Source organism: Salinimicrobium marinum (genome assembly GCF_014651535.1).
GTDB lineage: Bacteria > Bacteroidota > Bacteroidia > Flavobacteriales > Flavobacteriaceae > Salinimicrobium > Salinimicrobium marinum.
The window spans coordinates 825,199-845,560 of sequence record NZ_BMXB01000001.1 but is presented as its reverse complement, the minus strand read 5'-3'; the positions used below and the strand labels follow the sequence as shown (position 1 = coordinate 845,560).

12 protein-coding genes are annotated in these 20,362 nt (G+C 40.4%); 9 read left to right on the top strand and 3 right to left on the bottom strand.

What is annotated here, in order from left to right; genetic code table 11:
* Nucleotides 1-150 precede the first annotated feature (150 nt).
* Nucleotides 151-2,916 (top strand): PAS domain-containing protein, encoded by a 2,766-nt coding sequence (locus tag IE056_RS03550; protein WP_189603290.1) that lies wholly within the window; start codon nt 151-153, stop codon nt 2,914-2,916.
* Nucleotides 2,917-2,937: 21 nt separating this feature from the next.
* Here IE056_RS03550 and IE056_RS03545 read toward each other — a convergent pair whose 3' ends face one another.
* Nucleotides 2,938-3,084 carry a hypothetical protein gene (locus tag IE056_RS03545; protein ID WP_189603289.1) on the bottom strand — a complete coding sequence of 49 codons (147 nt, stop codon included), beginning with the start codon at nt 3,082-3,084 and terminating at the stop codon, nt 2,938-2,940.
* A gap of 352 nt (nt 3,085-3,436) precedes the next feature.
* Between IE056_RS03545 and IE056_RS03540 the strand changes: the two genes are divergently transcribed.
* Nucleotides 3,437-4,471, top strand: a complete 1,035-nt coding sequence (locus IE056_RS03540; protein WP_229793638.1) for a Gfo/Idh/MocA family oxidoreductase — start codon at nt 3,437-3,439, stop codon at nt 4,469-4,471.
* A 65-nt stretch (nt 4,472-4,536) separates the two neighbouring features.
* Here the strand turns inward: IE056_RS03540 and IE056_RS03535 are convergent, their stop codons facing one another.
* Nucleotides 4,537-5,916 carry an alanine/glycine:cation symporter family protein gene (locus IE056_RS03535; protein WP_189603287.1) on the bottom strand — a complete coding sequence of 460 codons (1,380 nt, stop codon included), beginning with the start codon at nt 5,914-5,916 and terminating at the stop codon, nt 4,537-4,539.
* 171 nt (nt 5,917-6,087) lie between these two features.
* Here IE056_RS03535 and IE056_RS03530 point away from each other — a divergent pair, with 171 nt between their 5' ends.
* Both IE056_RS03530 and IE056_RS03525 read left to right on the top strand, forming a co-directional pair.
* Nucleotides 6,088-7,386, top strand: a complete 1,299-nt coding sequence (locus IE056_RS03530) for a Kelch repeat-containing protein (protein ID WP_189603286.1) — start codon at nt 6,088-6,090, stop codon at nt 7,384-7,386.
* Between the two features lie 888 nt (nt 7,387-8,274).
* Nucleotides 8,275-9,141 carry an alpha/beta hydrolase gene (locus IE056_RS03525; protein ID WP_189603285.1) on the top strand — a complete coding sequence of 289 codons (867 nt, stop codon included), beginning with the start codon at nt 8,275-8,277 and terminating at the stop codon, nt 9,139-9,141.
* 131 nt (nt 9,142-9,272) lie between these two features.
* Here the strand turns inward: IE056_RS03525 and IE056_RS03520 are convergent, their stop codons facing one another.
* A complete protein-coding gene (locus IE056_RS03520) occupies nt 9,273-9,995 on the bottom strand; it encodes an arylesterase (protein ID WP_189603284.1) in 723 nt (240 codons plus the stop codon).
* A 60-nt stretch (nt 9,996-10,055) separates the two neighbouring features.
* Between IE056_RS03520 and IE056_RS03515 the strand changes: the two genes are divergently transcribed.
* The 5 genes from IE056_RS03515 to IE056_RS03495 all read left to right on the top strand — a co-directional run bounded on the left by IE056_RS03515 (nt 10,056) and on the right by IE056_RS03495 (nt 20,283).
* Nucleotides 10,056-10,742: an ABC transporter ATP-binding protein gene (locus tag IE056_RS03515; RefSeq protein WP_189603283.1), complete on the top strand. Its 687-nt coding sequence runs from the start codon at nt 10,056-10,058 to the stop codon at nt 10,740-10,742.
* Nucleotides 10,739-13,288, top strand: a complete 2,550-nt coding sequence (locus IE056_RS03510; RefSeq protein ID WP_229793637.1) for an ABC transporter permease — start codon at nt 10,739-10,741, stop codon at nt 13,286-13,288. Before IE056_RS03515 ends, IE056_RS03510 begins: the two co-directional genes overlap by 4 nt.
* Before the next feature lie 388 nt (nt 13,289-13,676).
* Nucleotides 13,677-16,790, top strand: a complete 3,114-nt coding sequence (locus tag IE056_RS03505; RefSeq protein WP_189603282.1) for a SusC/RagA family TonB-linked outer membrane protein — start codon at nt 13,677-13,679, stop codon at nt 16,788-16,790.
* 10 nt (nt 16,791-16,800) lie between these two features.
* On the top strand, nt 16,801-18,390 hold the full coding sequence (locus IE056_RS03500; RefSeq protein ID WP_189603281.1) for a RagB/SusD family nutrient uptake outer membrane protein: 1,590 nt from the start codon (nt 16,801-16,803) through the stop codon (nt 18,388-18,390).
* Between the two features lie 21 nt (nt 18,391-18,411).
* Nucleotides 18,412-20,283 carry a hypothetical protein gene (locus IE056_RS03495; protein WP_189603280.1) on the top strand — a complete coding sequence of 624 codons (1,872 nt, stop codon included), beginning with the start codon at nt 18,412-18,414 and terminating at the stop codon, nt 20,281-20,283.
* Nucleotides 20,284-20,362: the final 79 nt, after the last annotated feature.

Sequence of the window (20,362 nt, the reverse complement as noted above, 5' to 3'; positions counted from 1 at the left end):
CGTTCACAACCTTTACCTATTAACACATATTCCTGAATTTGTTAGGACTAAAGGCAAGGTTTTACCGCTGAATGACACCATTTCCTAAAATAATTATATCTTTAATGCTTAATTTTTGCTATATACTCCCTACAGAAAAGTAGAGCCTGAATGATAGAAGCCAGTCCTAAGATGTTGTTCGATGCAATACCGGTTCCTTGTATTCTCGTAAAGCCCGAAGTTTCCTGCACTTTTAAAATCGTGGCGATAAATGAAGAATATCTTGAAATTACCGGGCTTTATAAACCTGATCTTTTGAATCATCCGACTGAAAATGCTGCTCCTACAGGTGCAGAAAATATTTTCAGAAATGACATTATTCAGCAATCATTCAGAAAGGTTATAAGTACTGGTGAAAAAGACATAACAGAGATTATTAGATTTGATCTTAAGGATGGCAGTACATCGAATTTTAATGAACATTACTGGAAATCTGAAAACAGACCCATTTTTAATTCAGAAGGAGAAGTAGAATATATTCTTCATCTTATTAAAGATGTAACGGCACAGGTGCTAATTAAAAGAAATGAGAAAAGAGCCAGCGAAGACCTTTTAAAAAAACAGCAACAATATCAATATTTTATAGAGGAGAACCACAATGGCCTTTTTTCCATGGATCTTAAGGGAAACTTTCTATCCGGCAACAATGGTCTGGTAACTTTGACGGAAATGCCGCTCGAAAAGCTATTGAACAGAAATTCACTGCACTTTGTTGCACCTGCTGAAAAAGAAAAAGTAAAGGATCAGTTTAAAAAAGCTGTTCAGGGGGAACACATAAAATTTGAGGACAATTTTATTACCTCAAATGGCACTCCCAGGATCATGGAAATTTCGCTTGCCCCTATGATCATAGACAAAAAAATGACAGGATTGTACGGGATTGCAAGGGACCTGACCAATATCAGGGAAAAAGATAACACTATATTTGAAAAAAAGAAGTTCCTGGAAGTCAATGCAGCATTCATAAGTTCTCTTGTAGAAAATGACCTGGAGGATATTGCTCTGGAAAAAACGTTTGGTATCATTGGAAAAACCATTGCAGTAGACAGGATGTATTACTTTGGAGCCAATAAAAATCCTGAATCGGGAGAGTTATTGATTAGCCAAAAACTGGAATGGTGCAGTGAGTTTGCTACTTCCCAAAAAGAAAATCCGGAAATGCAGAATATGCCCGCCAGCCGGATAGAGCAGATTAACGGACCTTTATCCAACAACACTCCGTTTATGGCTAATTTCAGTGAACTGCCCGAATGTGAGCTAAAAGATATTTTTATTGAACAACAGATAAAAGCTATGCTCCTGCTCCCTATATTTTTGCAGGAAAATCTTTATGGATTTATAGGATTTGATGACTGCAAAAAAGAGCGAAAATGGAATGCAGATGAAATAAATTTTTTACAAAGCCTGGCCTATTATTTTACCAATGCTGTTGAAAAAAAAGCTGCACAACATGCCGTGAGGCAAAAGGAAGAAGAGCTGAGAAGAAGTGAAGAAAAATTTAAGGCTCTCGTGCAGGAAGGATCAGATCTTATTGCGATTTTAGATCCTGAAGGTATATTTACCTTTACCAGTGGCACCTCTACTTCTGCTCTGGGTATCACTCCTACAGAATTTCTCGGCAAAAAGGTATTTGATTTTATCCATCCGGAAGACAGTGAAAGAGTCCGAAATGAATTCGAGCAGTTAAAAACGAAAAAGCAGGCAAAAACGGCACCTTTCCGATTTCAGAACAAAGAAGGTAACTGGCGCTGGATCGAAACAGCGGCAACAAATTTACTACATGACCCCGCTGTAAATGGAATTGTAATTAATTCAAGGGATATTACCACCATCATAGAACAGGCAAGGGAAATTGAACATATTAATGAACGATATATCCTTGCAGCAAGTGCTACACAGGATCTCATTTACGACTGGGATCTAGAACAAAATGAAGTGGTCCGTTTTCACAGAGGTCTCACCGAGATGCTGGGGCATCCTGCTTCTGAACTGGACAAGAGAAATTTCTGGTATAAGAACATACATCCGAATGAGTTTGAAGAACGGAAAAAGATTCTTGAAACCACTCTTGGAGATCCCAAAAAGGATTTTATCAAAACCGAATACAGGTTTAGACGAGCAGATGGAACTTATGCATATTTAATTGACAGAGGCCATATCATTCGAAATCATGAAGGGAAAGCTATTCGGTTAATTGGAGCTACCAGTGACATATCGGAGATCACTGCACAAAAAGAAGCATTAAGATCTGCTAACACCCGTTTCAAATTGGCCATGAAAGCTACAAGAGAAATGATCTGGGATTGGGATATCATGACAGAAACTGTGAACCGCAGTAGATCCTTTGCAAGGATCTATGGCTATGAATCAAGTGAAAAATCTTCAATGGCAAAGTTCTGGTTGCCAAAGATCCTGAAAGCAGACCGTGAAAAAGTCACCAGGTCCCTGAAATTCGCTTTGGAAAATGAAGATCAAAATGAGTGGAAACAGGAATATAGATTTGTAAAAGCAGATGGCACAGTCGCTTTTGTAATGGACCGTGGCTACATCATTCGAGATAAGAATAAAAAACCCACCCGTATGGTAGGAGCCGTGCTGGATGTAACTGCCTCCCGCCGACTCATCAAGGACATTAAAAAGCAAAACGACGGATTAAAGGAGATTGCATGGGCACAGTCTCATATCGTAAGAGCACCTCTTGCCCGACTAAAAGGCCTGGTAGATCTATTGGGAATGGGAGAACTGGAGGAGGTAAACCGGGAAGAAATCATAAAAAACATTAAGTCCTCGGCAGATGAGCTGGATAATATTTTAAGGGGAATCGTCCATAAAACTGAAAAGATCGAAATAAACCATCAGGAACCGGAAGAATTTTAAACCGGTGACTTTCTAAAACTCCTATAATTCTGAGAAAAAGATAAAATACAGTAGAATAAAGGCGGTAAAGATAAGAGCAAAAATAGCGAACAGGCTCCACATCCAGGTGTTTTCTTCCTTCATCACCAGGATCCTGAATTCATGTAATTTATCAAGCAAATTTTTCATCTCTCGTTCTAAATCCGGAGCAATTTTTATTAATCTGTTTCTCGCAATTTTCTTCACTTATTTTTAAGTTGGACCGGTTCCATTGATTCAAATTTTCAGAGCTTCCTGACAAGCGGCAGTATAAAAATAATTTATGAGAACATAAAGGAAAAACCACCCTAATCTCTCGCTGTTATTCAACCGTTTTCCACAGTACAATTCTAAATTTTATAGTTAAAACTTCTGAAGCTAAAACACTATCCCTACAATCTGAATATCAAAAAGTTATCCAAACTTAAATCACAAGTCCCAGAAGTGCTGTTATTTTTACTATAATTTGTATTTTATGGCTTCTGATCAAAAAGTTGAAAAAATGATAAAAGTAGCTCTCGCCGGATTCGGAAAAGGCGGTCAAATTTACAATGCACCCATTATCTCCAGTGTCGATGGCCTGGAAATAGTGAAGATCCTTACCTCCGGAAATAAGGAGGAAGCAAAAAAAGAATTTCCGGCAGCTGAAGTAGTAGAAGATTATTCCAAAATCACAGAAGATAAAAGAATTAACCTTGTCGTCATTACAACACCCAATCATCTGCACGTGCAGTTTGCAGAGCAGGCTTTAGAAGCAGGAAAAAATGTAGTGGTTGAAAAACCTTTCACTCCCACAGTCAAAGAAGCAGATTATTTGATTTCCCTGGCTAAAAGAAAGAACAAGATCATTACCGTTCATCATAATAGAAGATGGGACAGTGATTTTCTCACTATTCAAAAAATTATAAAGGAAGACAGATTAGGAAAAATAGTAGCCTATGAAGCACATTTTGACCGTTTCAGAAATTATGTAAAAGATAACTGGAAGGAAGAAAAAGCCGTTCCTGGAAGCGGGATCTTATATGACCTGGGAAGCCATCTCATCGATCAGGCGCTGGTATTGTTCGGCCATCCAAAAGAAATTTTTGCGGATCTGCGGGCACAGCGAGAACATTCAGAAGTTGTAGATAATTTCGAACTGATCCTCTTTTATCCCGACCTGAAAGTGAGCTTGAGAGCCGGAATGCTGGTAAAGGAACCGGGAGCACGATTCTCCGTCTTCGGCCGCAACGGAACCTTTAAAAAATACGGAATGGATGTTCAGGAGGAAGCCCTGCAACAGGGGAAAAATCCGAAAGAGGATCCTGATTGGGGAAAGGAACCGGAAGAAATCTGGGGCAAAATCAATACTACAAATGAAGAAGGTCGAGTAAAAAGTGAATTGGGAAATTACACCCATCTTTACCAAAACATCTATAACGCTATTTTGGGAAAAGAGGACCTCCTGGTAAAGCCTGAAGAAGCCCGTGATGTGATCAAAGTTATAGAACTGGCACAGAAAAGCAATGCAGAAAGACGGATGGTTCCTTTCAGTTAGAAAACCGTACTATAACAATCTGCATTCGTACTAGCATTCACTCCTCTCAAAGAATTTTAGTTAGATCACAGAGATTTCATATTCAGTTTAGAAAAGTAATTTTTGGCTTCCTTCAGCACCCTGGGTGCCATTATAAGCGTTGAGATCATGGTTGGAATAGCCATCAAAGCAAAAAATCCGTCGATAAGGTTAATCATCATGCTCAACGAAGTAGTTGCTCCCAAAAGAATACTTAGTACATAAAAGTAGTTGTAATAATGTTTTTTATCGGCCCCTATTAAAAATGAAAGACATTTTGTTCCGTAGTAAGAATAGGAAAAGAGAGAGGAAATACTAAAAATAGCAATACAAATAAGGAGTAAATAATTGCCATATACAGGAATGGACTCACTAAATGCGGCAGCCGTTAAACTTACTCCATTGGCGTCTGTCGTCTGCCAAACATCAGTTACAAGAATAGCCATTCCGGTTAAGGAACATATCAACAGGGTGTCAATGGCCGGTCCAAGCATTGCTACCAATCCTTCCCGCACCGGTTCTTTCGTGCGGGCAGCACCATGCGCCATAGGGGCAGTTCCTATCCCCGCTTCATTAGAGAAAGCACCACGTCTTATCCCCAGCACGATCAACCCCCCTACAATTCCGCCTAAAAAGGAATCTCCGCCATAATAATCGGCAGAAAAAGCATCAGTGAAGATGAGTCCGAAATAATAAGGAACTACATCAAAATTGACGATAAGAATGATCAAAACCGAAAAGAAATACAATGCCACCATTATCGGCACCAGCTTTCCCACGGTTTTACTGATGCGTTCAATACCACCAAATATCACTACCGATGTTATCGCTACCAGCACAAAACCAATGATTAGATTGGTGGTAAATCCCAAGGGCACTCCATTAGGTTCCAGAAGAATGTCATTGATTGCCTGGGTAAGTTGATTCACATTAAAAACCGGCAGGGCACCTACCAATCCTGCAAAACTGAAAAATGCTGCCAAAGCCCACCATTTTTTCCCCAGTCCTTCTGTAATAAAATACATGGGACCACCTTGCAGCTTTCCTTCAGAATCTTTACCGCGGTACATCACGGCAAGTGTATTCGTGAAGAATTTAGTAGCCATTCCAATAATGGCACTAACCCAAAGCCAAAACATGGCACCTGGACCTCCAATAGCTATAGCCACTGCTACCCCGGCGATGTTCCCCATTCCAATGGTAGAAGACAAAGCGGTAGCAAGAGCTCTAAAATGATTGATGTCACCGGGATCATTAGGATCATCATATTTTCCACGAAGAACCTTCAGAGAGTGTCCTAAATATCGAAAAGGAAGGAATCTTGAATAGATTAAAAGATATAACCCACCCCCGGTGAGTAAAATTAAAAGCGGAAGCCCCCATACAAATGAAGCAAACTCCGCTATAAACCCGTCTAATTTAGCCATAAACAAATATAGGCGAAGCATGATTTAATTACCAAAATTCTTTTCAAGACCTTCTAAATCATTCTCAACAAAATTCTGCGGCTATCTTTTAGTTTCTTCTGAAGAACCTTAAATGAAAAATATTTAAAAAAATCATACTTTTAAGGCTTAACCATTTCCAAACTCCTGAAAATGAAAAATCTTTTATGCCTTTTTCTACTTCTATTTTCAACAATTGCTGTTCATTCTCAAACTCCTTCCTGGAAGAGCCTTGCTGCTAAGGGAGAGGTTCACGAAAGACATGAAAATGCCATGACCCTGGTGGGCAACAACATGATTCTAATTGGCGGAAGGGGAAACAAACCACTGGATATCCTCAACACAGAAACTATGGAGTGGTCACAGGGAGCGCAGCCTCCGTTCGAAATTCATCATTTTCAGGCCGCGGCCCTCGACGGACTTCTATATGTTCTTGGTGCTTTTACGGGAGGCTGGCCTTATGAAACCCCTTTATCTCATGTTCTTATATACGATGTTTCTGAAGATCTCTGGATCACTGGTCCCAAAATTCCCGAAAACAGGAGGCGCGGTGCTGCAGGTGTGACAGTTTATCAAAATAAGATCTACCTGGTAAACGGGATAATCAACGGGCATACATCGGGCTGGGTCAACTGGCTAGATGAATATGATCCCTACAGCAACACCTGGAAGATACTTCCCAATGCACCTGTAGCCAGAGATCATTTTCAGCCAGTGGTTATTGGAGACCAGCTTTTTGTTGCAGGAGGAAGACAATCCGGGAGCGTAACAGATAACGGCTTTGCCGGAACTGTAACAGAAACAAATGTGTACGATTTCAAATCTGGAAAATGGGAGGTACTCTCAAATATTCCAACTCCCCGGGCAGGTTCTGCCACCGTGGTCTACAACGGCAATCCCACAGTGCTAGGCGGAGAAAGTGATGCTCAGGAAGCTGCACACGCGGAAGTTGAAATGCTGGAAATTTCCTCCGGAACATGGAAAAAATTACCCGATATGAAAAAAGGCAGGCATGGTACACAAGCTGTTGCTGTCAATAATGTAATTATTATAGGAGCAGGAAGCGGAAATCGTGGTGGTGGCCCCGAACTCACCTCATTTGAAATATTTGCTCCCGAAGAAAATTCTGAAATTACCGCAGAATCTTTACAAAAAGGGGAACTGATCGTTTTTCCCGATCAACTGAATTTTTCCGAACGAAAGCAACAATCTTTTACCATAAAAAACAGTAGTTCTAATAAAGCCATGCTGATAAGTTATATAGAAACCGATGATTCTGAAAAAATTAAATTAACATCAGATTTTAAAAGTCCGCTTATTATACCTCCCGGAGAAACCATCGAATTGAAAATGGAGATAGATGAAGATCTGCCTAAAGATTTTTCAGGGATTCTTTTTATTAAACCTGCAGGAAAATCGGCTCCCTTGCAAATTCCTTTAAAAGTTAACTGATTCGATCGTTTGACATATCTATGTTTTAAAGGGGTATAAATTTCATATACTGGAATTTAACACCCTCATTTTGTTATTTTCATAATTTTTTCTTTAATTTAAAATAAAAAATTGCTCTGTTACCAAATTTAGAAAAAGCTAACCCTCAATTTGATTGATATGAGCACGCAGGAAAAAAATCAGAAAGAAACCACTAACCAAAATGCATCAGGAGAGAATGTGGCAAGAACGAATCAGATATTAATTTTTGCATTCTTTATTTTCCTGGTATTACTCAGTTATTTGGTTAGACCATAAATAGAAGTATGCAGCTATTGTATCTTCATAACCTTCATTTGCATTTTTGACAGGAGATCCGTGTTCTGGTTTGGGATTAGCATCCCACTATTTTAAACTACCTTCAATTAAAAAGCTTTAGCGATGCTTACAGGATTATTATACATCATAGGAGGAGTCCTCTCCGTGATCATCATCACTGTCATTATCTGGCACCAGATTTTTCCACCTAAAAGTGATCACCGGGAATAGAATTCATGTTGAGAATTTTTCTCAGCATCAAAACTATTTGATCATCCTCATTCTCACAAGTCTTCCCGGTAATCTTTTCATAGATGAAAAGGTAGGATTTATTGTATATCAATTCATCTTAGGACTGAAGTTAAACAGTCCTCCCTTCTTCCCATTTTAATTTTTAATCTTCTCGCGCTGCATCCAGCGACTCCCTTTCTTCCATTTTTCCCTTTAGAAAACTTCACTTGTCACCAATTCTACTTCAGAAAATTCCTTCTTCATAAATATGGGGGTTCTCCCTTATTGCTTTCACCACTCATTTAAAGGAACTTCACATCAGTTTATACAACTGAAAAATAGATCCTTAACAGCAGCATTATGAAGTCTAAAATTTCTCTTCTTCTCTTTTTTATCCTAATTTTCACTTCCTGCTCTAAAAATGACATCCCTACAACTGAAAATTTTGAAACCAAAGTTTCTGAAAAAGTTTTGAACGATCTGAAATATGGTCCAGATGCAGCCCATACGCTAGACATTTATCTGCCTGCCAACCGTTCTCCTTCCACTACCAGAATTCTTGTATTCATTCACGGTGGCGGCTGGATCACTGGAGATAAAAGTGATATGAAGGATTATATTCCTCTTTTGCAAAAAAACCTTCCCGGATATGCGATAGCAAACCTGAATTACCGTCTTGCCAAACCTCCAACCCGCGCTGCCTTCCCAAACCAATTCCTGGATTTAAAATTAGCTTTGGAATATTTAAATACCGAAGCGAAAAACTTTGATATAAAAGCCGAATTCGCTTTTATAGGAGCCAGTGCCGGAGCCCATCTTGCCCTGCAGTTCGACAGTGTATATGATCTTGAGGACAAGGTAAAGCTGGTTTGCAGTATCGTAGGGCCCACAGATTTTACAGATCCTTTTTATACGGGAAACCCGGAATTTGATACTGCCCTGGAACAACTCGTTGATGAAAGTGCTTACACAGGCATTACTGATCTTGCACGTGCCATTAGTCCTGCGCATTTAGTGACAAAAAATAATAGTCCCACAATCCTTTTTTACGGAAAAGACGACCCACTAGTACCCATTAGCAACGGAAGATTTTTAAAAGAACAACTGGATGCTTCAGGTGTGATCAATAATTTCACTCTTTATGATGGTGGACACGGAGATTGGGAAAATGCGGAAAATTTCGATATGCAACTACAGCTGAAAACTTTTATAGAAGAGCATTTTTAGCTAAAAAAGATATAACAAACAGAATATTAAAAGTCTCCGAAAATCCTGAATTATGTAATTCAGAATAAGAAGAAAAATCTTTTTGCTGAAACAGAAAATTTTCAGGAATATAAATTCAGAAAACAAGGATATTATTCCTCAACTACCATCTTCTCCTCTACTATTGGTTCTAAAACATCCCATACGTTTTCTGCAAGGATCTTTTGACCTTCGGCAGTAGGGTGGATTCCGTCATTTTGATTCAATTCTGCGATCCCGCCCACGTTCTCGAGCAGAAAGGGGATAAGGTGGACCTCATTTTCTTCAGCAAGTTCCGGAAAAATGTTACTGAAACGGCTTGTATAATCCTTACCCATGTTGGGTGGCATCTGCATTCCGGCCAGAATAATTTGTGTATCGGGATTTTTTTCCCGAACCGTATTGATGATCGCCTGGAGATTTCTTTTTGTTTCTTCCACCGGAACTCCTCGTAATCCATCATTCGCCCCAAGTTCCAGTACAAAAACCTCAACATCCTGATTCAACACCCAATCAATCCTGTTCCTACCTCCTGCAGTGGTTTCACCGCTCAATCCGGCATTTACCACCTCAAAATCCAGCCTAAGAGAATCCAGTTTTTCCTGAATAAGTGCCGGAAAAGCTTCTTCAGATTCCACCCCCAGTCCAGCAGTCAAACTGTTCCCGAAGAAAAGGATCACCCCTGTTTCTGTCTCACTGCTCTCCTTTTCCTGAAGATCATTTTCAGAATTTACAATCTCTTCTGTTTTTTCCTCTTCTTTATTACCCGTGTTGTCGCCACATGAGGTCAAAAAACCAGAAAATAATAAAGCAAAACATAACAGTAAGTTTCTCATAGCACCGGGATTTAATCCAAATCATTTCATTATTTTGCCTTTTTCAGCAAGACAATCAGTATGGCAAAGATATTAAACGTTCACCACTTAGGAAAAAGCTACTCAAGCGGTTCAAAAAACTTAACAGTACTTCACGACATTAGCTTTGATATTGAAGAAGGTGAATCATTTTCGATCGTGGGACCTTCGGGAAGCGGAAAAACCACGCTTCTAGGTTTATGTGCAGGATTAGACCAACCCGATACTGGTTCTATAGATCTTTGCGGAACAAATCTAAGCAAGCTTTCTGAAGATGAACGGGCTTTGCTGCGAAACCGGAATGTAGGTTTTGTTTTTCAGGATTTTCAACTACTGCCAACACTTACAGCCCTGGAAAATGTGGCGGTGCCGCTGGAATTGCGTGGTGCTAAAAATGCCTCAAAAGCCGGAAAAGAATTGCTGGAAAAGGTAGGTTTAGGAGATCGTATCCACCACTACCCTTCCCAGCTTTCGGGAGGCGAACAGCAAAGAGTTGCTGTAGCGAGGGCTTTTTCAAATAGTCCTTCCATTTTATTTGCCGATGAACCTACCGGAAACCTGGATGCTGCAACCGGTGAAATTATAGTAAAACTACTTTTTGAACTCAATAAAGAGGCAGGAACTACCCTCGTGATTGTTACACATGATCTCGAACTGGCACAGAAAACCCAGCGAATCCTGAAGCTAAAAGGCGGAAGAATTCTTGCAAACGAGCAGACGGCATTATGAAAAATAAAACCACTTCAACAGCCGGATTTAAATGGCTTCTGAAAATGGCATGGCGGGATGGAAAAGCAAGTGCCCGGAAATTATCCCTTTTCATGGCTTCCATCGTTCTTGGTATCGCTGCTGTTGTCGCAATACAATCTTTTGGCGAAACCCTGAAGGACAACATTGCTTTACAATCAAAATCCTTAATGGGCGCCGATTTTACGATTGATAGTGATAACCCTCCGAACGAAAGAGTGGAACAGATTATAGATTCCCTGGGCGGAGCAGATGCGCGGGAGATCAGTTTTGCTTCGATGGCGGCTTTCCCAAAATCGGGTGCTACAAAATTAATGCAGGTGCGCGGGATTGAAGACGGTTTTCCGTTCTATGGAGTACTGGAAACCTCGCCTCCCGAAGCTGCCAGTAGATATCAGGAAAGGGGAGGTGTGCTAGTGGATGCTACGGTAATGCTTCAGCTGGGAATTTCACCCGGAGACAGCATAAAATTAGGAGAAAGTACACTTCCAGTTACCGGAGCCTTACATTCGGTGCCGGGAAGTACAGCCATTTTTAGTTCTGTTGCACCTCCCGTGATCATTCCTTATGATTTTATTGAAAAAACCGGACTGGTACAAACCGGAAGCCGCATAGACTACGAATTTTATTTTGTAGCCAATCCCGGAACAGATATGGAGCGACTGGATGAAGAACTAGACCCATTACTGGATGCCAATGACGCCGATCTTGACACACACACTTCTACCAGCGAACGCCTGGGCCAGAGGTATGAAAACTTTGGAAAATTCCTTAATCTGGTAGCATTTATTGCCCTTTTATTAGGGTGTGTAGGGATAGCAAGTGCAATCCATATTTACATCAGGGAGAAATTAAAGTCTGTCGCTGTTTTAAAATGCCTGGGTGCTTCAAAAAAACAAACCTTCCTTATTTATCTTATTCAGATAGCCTTTATAGGCTTTATCGGCGGAATTATAGGAACAGCTGTTGGTTTACTTCTTCAACAGCTATTTCCAATAATGCTTCAGGATCTTTTGCCAGTAGAGGTAGAAATGGCATTTTCTCCCCAGGTTATATTTATGGGGCTACTGCTGGGAATTTGGATGTCGGTTTTATTTGCACTCTATCCTTTAATGAGCACCTTATATGTTTCTCCCCTACAGGCGCTAAGAGTTCAGGCCGAAGGAAAGTCAAATTCCGGAAAAGCAGGCTTACTGGTGCTAGCGGGAATTTTTCTTTTCATTTTCCTTTTTTCGTACTGGTTACTGGAGGACTGGAGATACTCCCTGGGATTTGTTGCCGGAATTATTATAACTTTTTCTATCCTGGCCGGGATTGCAAAACTGTTCATGAAAGCAATTAAAAAATATTTTCCTGCCAAATGGGGGTTTTCAGCAAGACAAAGTTTACTCAGCCTTTTCAGGCCCCAAAACCAGACACTCACGTTAGTATTGGCAATAGGAGTAGGTACATTTTTAATTAGTACACTCTACTTCACTAAAGACATTTTGCTGGCACAGGCTACTTTAGAATCTCAGGAAGACAGTCCCAACATGATCCTGCTGGACATTCAAACTGAACAGCAGGAAGCCGTCGCTGAAACTTTTAGAAAAAGAAATTTACCTATTCTAAATGACATCCCTATTGTAACTATGAGAGTTCAGAGCATAAAAGGAGAGTCTGCAAATAAAATTCGGCAGGATACAGCTTCAAGAATTAATGGGTGGATTTTACACCATGAATTCAGGGTTACCTATCGTGATTCCCTAATTCCTTCTGAAACTCTGGAGCAGGGCGAGTGGATTGGAGAAGCACAAGAAATGCAACCGGTGCCTATCTCTGTAAGTGACAACTTTGCTGAAGATGCCCTTGTCGAAGTTGGGGATGAAGTAACATTCAACGTCCAGGGAGTTTTGTTAAATACTGTCGTGAAGAGCATAAGAACGGTAGACTGGAGCCGTATGCAATTAAATTTTACAGTCCTCTTTCCTGCAGGTGTTTTGGAGGATGCGCCACAGTTCCGGGTACTGACTTCTAATATTGCCAATGAAGAAACTTCTGCAGAATTGCAGCAGGAGCTGGTAAGAAAATTTCCAAACGTATCCATAATAGATCTTCGGCAGGTACTTACGGTGATTGAAGAGATTCTGGATCAGATCTCATGGCTCATCAATTTCATGGCTTTTTTCAGTATACTTACCGGGATCATTGTTCTTTTAGGTGCCGTACGAACCAGCAAATACCAACGGATCAAAGAAAGTGTCCTTTTACGAACCATTGGTGCACGCAGCAAACAAATCCTGAAGATCCTTGCCCTCGAATACTTCTATCTAGGTATCCTGGGAGCCTTTTCCGGGATACTGCTGTCATTAATAAGTAGTCAGCTGCTGGCTTGGCTGGTGTTCGATTCTCCGTTCATACCCTCCTTAATTCCGTTCCTTATTTTATTACCTGGAATAACTATGCTTGTAATGATCATAGGGCTTAGTAGTAGTTTAAGCGTTTTAAAAAGTCCGCCGTTACAGGTATTGAGGAAGCAGGCGCGGTAAACTATTCTCTCTCAGAACCGGGAATTCTCCATATTTCCACTTTTAACTTCTTCAGGAGGTTATCGGGTATTATATTACTCTGCAATCATTCTCTGCCACTACATGTTTTATTGAAAATTTATGATATAAAGCATACTTAAATTCTATTTTTTAAAGGTAAAGAGCAAAAAAAGTACCATAACTTGCAAAATAAGATTTAGTAACAGGGATTTTTACAGGCTATATTTGAGGTATCAATTATAAAATTTTGATAAAATTCACATTATAAAATGGCAGAGGTCTAATAAAAAAATCAGATAAGTATGAAATGCACAATGAATTTAAAACTTGAATTATCACTTTAAAAATGGACCATCATCTATATAATTAACTACAAATAACTATCAACATGTTAAAATTTTACCTCAGAAATCCTTTCAGGTATAAAGAGAGCCTCACACTTCTTTTTAGCCTTTTCTCTTTTATTTGTTTTTCGCAAACGATTGAGGTTACAGGAACTATCACCTCGGCAGAGGATAATCTACCTCTGCCGGGAGCCAGTGTCATTGTGGAAGGTACAGACCAGGGAACCGTTACAGATTTTGACGGAAATTATACTATCAATACTTTACCTGATGCACAGCTGCAAATAAGCTTCGTTGGTTTTGAAACCAGAATAATAGATGTAGCAAACCAATCTGAAATTAATGTTGCACTAATACCAGATGTTGCAAGCCTTGATGAAGTTGTCGTGGTTGGTTACGGAACCCAGCGAAGAGCTTTGGTTACCGGCGCAAGTGTTCAGGTTGACGGGGAAGATCTGCAAAATCGCAGTACCACAAACGCTTTGCAGGCGATGCAGGGCCAAACCCCCGGGGTACAGATCACCTCAACTTCCGGGCAGCCGGGATCTGGTCTGGATGTAAGAATCAGGGGATTGGGATCTACCGGTGATAATTCGCCCTTATATGTAGTAGACGGAGTATTAACGGGAGATATTTCTTATCTTAACAATGCAGACATTGAATCCATTTCTATTTTGAAAGATGCCGCTTCTGCAGCTATTTATGGTTCACAGGCATCTAATGGTGTGGTCCTTGTTACTACCAGGGGCGGAAGAAAAGGCACTTCCAGAATAACTTTTGATTCCTACTACGGGGTACAGAGTGTGCCAAATAAAATCGATCTACTTAATTCTACCGAATATGCCATCATCATGAATGAAGCTGCATTAAATTCTGGTAGTTCCCGTGTCTTTTCCAATGAGCAAATCGTTGAACTTGGAGAGGGCACAGATTGGATAGAGGAAATGTTCATTGAAAATGCAGTCACTCAAAACTACAATGTTGGTTTTTCGGGAGGTAGTGAAACCTCCACATTTTCTTCATCTTTATCCTTTACTCAGGAAGAAGGGGTTGTAGGTGGTGAGGATCTTTCTAATTATGAGCGTATCAATTTCAGATTAAATTCGGAACACGAGCTTTACGACGGATTTGTCACTTTTGGAGAAAACCTGACGTTTTCTTATATCAACAGCAACGGGGTTGGAGTAGGAAATCAATACAACAATACCTTACGTTCTGCTTTCGGAACTCCTCCCACTGTTTACTTTTATGATAATGACGGTAGTTATTACGACACTACAGACGATTCCGAGCCATGGCTTGCAGGTTGGTCAAACCCTTATGCTTCCATGGTTTACAATAATATGAACGAAGGTAACACGCAGAAGTTACTCGGAAACGTTTATGCAGAATTTCAGTTACTCGAAAACCTAAAATTCAGGACAAGCCTTGGTCTCGATTATTATGCTTCCGAAGGCCATTCCTACGAACCAATCTACCAGCTTTCCATTTATGCTTTTAGAGATAGGGACAGGGTATATCAAAATCAAAGCAAAGGGTATTCTCTATTATGGGATAATTTACTTACCTATAATTTCGATATTGCCGATGATCATATATTTGAAGTCCTGGCCGGTACATCTTCCTTTAATTACCAGGGCACCTATATTAATGGAAATAACGTAGACCTTATTTTCAATGATCTCGAACATGCATGGCTTGATAACGCCCTGAATTCTGAAGGAGCTCAAATGGACCTTGGAGGTGGACCGAATAATGAAAATAAAAGAATGTCTTATTTCGGGAGACTTAATTACAGCTATAAGGATAAGTATCTTCTTAACACCACTTTTAGAGCCGATGGTTCTTCTAATTTTTCGGAAGGAAACCGCTGGGGATATTTCCCTTCTATTTCTGTAGGTTGGGTTGCTTCTGAAGAAGATTTCTTAAGAGATTCTGAAACTTTAAATTACCTTAAAGTAAGGGCAAGTTGGGGACAGGTAGGTAATCAAAATGCAGGAGCGTTTCAGTATTTAGCACCTGTTACGTTTGCCAACACCAACTACAACTTCGGAAATGAAGAAGGAGTACTTTCTCCTGGAGCCTATCCCAGCAGACTTGCAAACCCCAACCTGATCTGGGAAACTTCTGAACAAACAAACTTAGGTTTGGATGCACGCTTTCTCATGAATACCTTAAGTGTAACTTTAGATCTCTATGAAAAAACCACCAGAGACTGGTTAATAAGGGCTCCAATCCTTGCTACTGCCGGTGCAGACGCTCCTTTTATCAATGGGGGCGATGTAACCAACAGAGGGATTGAACTTGCACTTGGATTCAATAACAGCATTGGCGATTTCCACTACAACATTGGTGTTAATGGGGCCTACAACAAAAATGAAGTTGGTAATATACCAACAGAAGATGGAATTATACACGGAGAGACAAATCAGCTTTTTGATAATGCACCGGAATTCTACCGAGCAGAAAGTGGATATCCGCTGGGTTACTTCTGGGGGCTTGAGACCGGTGGTATCTTTCAGACCGAAGCAGAAGTGAACAATTACAGAGCTAACGACAGGCTTATACAGCCAAATGCAAGACCGGGTGATGTAATTTATGTAGATCAAAATAATGATGGCGTGATCAATGACCTTGACAAAACCAATATTGGGGATCCAAATCCCGATCTTACCTATGGTTTCAATGTATCTTTTAATTATAAAGGTCTTGATTTCTCCTTACTAGCCAATGGAGTCGCTGGCAACCAACTTGTACAATCGTACAGGAACCAGGCCAGCCAGTTTGCAAATCACACCACATCTGTATTTGAAAGATGGACCGGGCCGGGTTCTACCAATAGTGAGCCCCGGGTAACACTGGATAACAGAAATTATTCTAATTTTTCTGATTTATATGTACAGGATGGTGATTTCCTAAGACTAAGCAACCTTACCCTGGGTTATGATGTCGCGCAGATAACTAATGATTTTGCAGTTGATAAATTTAGGGTGTATTTCTCTGCACTTAACCTTTACACCTTCACAAACTATGACGGAATGGATCCTGAAGTAGGTTATGGTATATCAAATGAAAATTATGCCTTTTCCTCTGGTGTTGACTTAGGATATTATCCAAGACCCAGAACATTTCTTGTAGGACTAAACGTAACTTTTTAAAAAAAATAGCATGAAAAGATCAAATATTTATTTCTTACTGTTCCTCGGGCTGCTCACAACAGTATCCTGTTCAGAAGATTTTCTTGATGCAGAACCCATTACAGAAGTAACAGACGCAAATTTTTACCGAACTCCGCAGGATGCCTATTCTGCATTGGTAGGAGCCTATGACGGATTACAAATTGCCTCGGGAGGGGTGGCAGGTTTAAGTTATCCTGTTGCGAGCATGGTCATGTCAGATAATATGTTTGGAGGTACGGGAAATGCCGATCCTTTTAACTTTCAGGCTGTAGACGAATTTGATGTAAACCGTGCCCCGACCTTTACCAACCTTTATGAGACATTGTGGATGGAATATTACCAGGCCGTTTACAGGTGTAATGTTCTAATCAACAAAATGGACCAAATAGACTGGAGCGAAGAACCGGAATTGCGCGCACAATATGAGTCTGAGGCACGATTTATAAGAGGATATCTTTATTTTCAAATGGTAAAATTGTGGGGGAATATTCCATTGCTCACAGAACCTTCTTCAGAAAATATACCACCGGCAAGTCCCGAAGAAGTTTATACCTTGATTGCAGAAGACCTTATGTATGGAGCAGAAAACCTTCCTACAGAGCCCTATAACGCAGTAGAAGCAGGACGAGTAACCAAATGGGCTGCGAAATCCATGCTTGCCAGAGTTTACCTCTATTACACAGGATACTACAGCCAGTCTGATCTTGTTGGCTTAGTTTCTCAATCTGAGGTTCTTTCACATCTTGAAGATGTAATTGACAATAGTGGTCATGGTTTGATTTCCGAATATGCAAACCTTTGGCCGGCAGCATCAGTAGATGATTTTGCAGGAGAAAACAATGAGGAGATTGTATTTTCGGTCAAACACACCTTCACCAGTGACTATAATGGGAATACAGACGGAAACCACTGGATGGTGATGTTAGGAATGAGGGAATTCACTCACTACCCTTATGCCAATGGCTGGGGGATAACAGTTAATTCAAAATTATACAATGCTTATAGTGAAGATGACACAAGAAGGGAAGCTTCTATAATTGCCATTGACGAAGAGGAAATCCCTTTTGACAAGATCGAGAACCAACGGGAATACACTGGTTATTACACTAAGAAATACACTCCTCTTGCCACAGAAGATGGAGGTAGTCTTGCTGTAGAATTGGGTGGTACAGATTTCCAAATTGGGCAGTTTCAAGATTTTTACGTAATAAGGTATGCAGATGTACTATTGATGGCAGCAGAGCTAGGAAGCGGAAGTGCCCAGGCTTATTTTGACCAGGTAAGACAAAGGGCTTATCAGGACGATTTCACTTCCCAGGCTGTTTCGCTGGAACGAATTCAACACGAAAGGTGGCTGGAATTCGCTTTGGAAGGAGTTCGTTACTGGGATCTTTTAAGACGAGGAGTTGATGAAGCAGCAGCGGTAATAGCTGAAAATACGACCTTACTGAATGGTGGAGTAGAAACACAGAAGACTATTTCTGCTTCCAATATTCAGCAAACACAAGGGTTACAACAAATTCCAAATAACCAGATATCATTGTCCGATGGTGTTTTGATCCAAAACCCCGGCTGGTAGAAAAAATTAAACTGTACAGTTATGAAAACATTAAAAATAATATTCGCTTTCTTTCTGACGTCGATGTTGCTCACCTCCTGTACACCGGATGAGTATTCACTGGGAAAAGCTTTATATCCTTCAGAAATAGATTATGAGATCATCCAGGATTACAATACTGATGAGGGAGGAAATACCGTAATTCTTAAATTCAACACTCCGGGTGCTACACCTGTATGGGATTATGGTACAGGAAGATCTACCCGTGCAATTGACACCATACAATTTGCTTTCCAGGGAGATTATTCCATTGGGCTGGATGTAATTACTTCTGGCGGAGTGGTAGAGCTTGAACCTGTAACAATAACAGTCACTGACGATAACCTGAACTATGTGAATGACCCACTTTGGACCAACCTTACAGGTGGTGTGGGAGAATCCAAAACATGGTTACTTGATCTTGATGAAGAAGGCAGTTCCACATATTTCTTAGGCCCCTTATATTTCTATGGGACAGATAATGCCTGGTTAGAAGGCGGAGGTGAATGGGATGGTGGTGCTACAGGTTGCTATGAAGAAGGTGGTGACTGCTGGAACTGGAGTCCGGAGTGGCCGGGAAATACATGGCTTATGCCGGCAGGGGATTATGGATCCATGACCTTTAGCCTTGAAGGAGGACCGTTTATTACTGTAGACCACCAAATGTTACCAAACTTAGGTGAACAGTCGGGTACTTTCTTCCTGGATAAAGACAATCACACCCTTACCTTAACCGATGCCGGTATCCTTCACAATGAAGGAGTAGATGCATGTGCAATTAATTGGGGAGATGCAAAAATATTCTCTCTCACCGATAACACTATGCAACTTGGGGTGCTAAGACCTGACGGCTGTAACAATGAGGGTCCTGCAATGCTAGTGTATAACTTTATTACTAAAGAATACAAGGATAATTATGTTCCTGAAGTGGAAGAGCCGACTATAGATGAAGGTTTTGATCCTGAATTTGAATCTGGGGAGTTATTAAGATTATTGACCGGTGGACCATCTTCAGGAAGATATTGGGAACTGGATGCCGATGGAAATCCAATAGACTGGATTGCTTCAGGAATTGGCTGGACAGAAAATGCTGACAGTACAAGGGAATGGGGATGGAATGATGACTGGGATGAGTTAGCTGAAAATTCCTGGATACGTTTTGATCAATGGGGTGGAATGAATTATACCCGAAATCAAAATGGCGTAGAAACTTCAGGAACATTTTCTATTAATGAAGAAACTAATGAAATCATACTTGAGCAGGGAAATACTTTATTAGGGGTGGACAGTAGCGAATTAAGTCCTACTACAAACACTATAAAGGTAATAAAGGCTTACGATGATTACGAATCCCGGGGGATCTGGTTTGGCACCTCTTATGATGAAGCTAAAGATGAATGGCTGGCTTTCCATTATATTTTAGGTACTAACAGCGAGGAAGACAATGATAACGAACCTATCGAACCCACTGCTTTAGACTTTGATAATTCTAAGCTTGTAATAGGTGACCTGGAAAATAATGGCAACTTGCGCCTGGAATTGTTTAATGAATTTGGTTCTACCATGGATGATCCAGGTTTGGCTCGCTCTGAGGTAGCTTTTCGTGAAAAGATAGAAGTTACTTTTACCTTAAGTGGTATTGATGCCTCCGTGTCTTATGATGCGAAGATTTACTTTGCTGATGCCGATTGGAACCCTCAGGGAGATGGTAACATTACCACGGTAAATGGTGACGGCACCTACACAGTTACCTTTGAAGCTCCAGGTGCGGCCCAGGGAACAGTTGTTTTCGTTATAGACGTAGTTGGTTTAGCTGCTGATATTACTGATATGGACGCTGTCTCAGCCACCATTGATGAAATTACAATGTACTAATTTTATATAGAGAATCGCTTTATTAAATGAATTTGAATTGGCCTTTTATAGACACATTTAAAATTCAACCAATTTATAT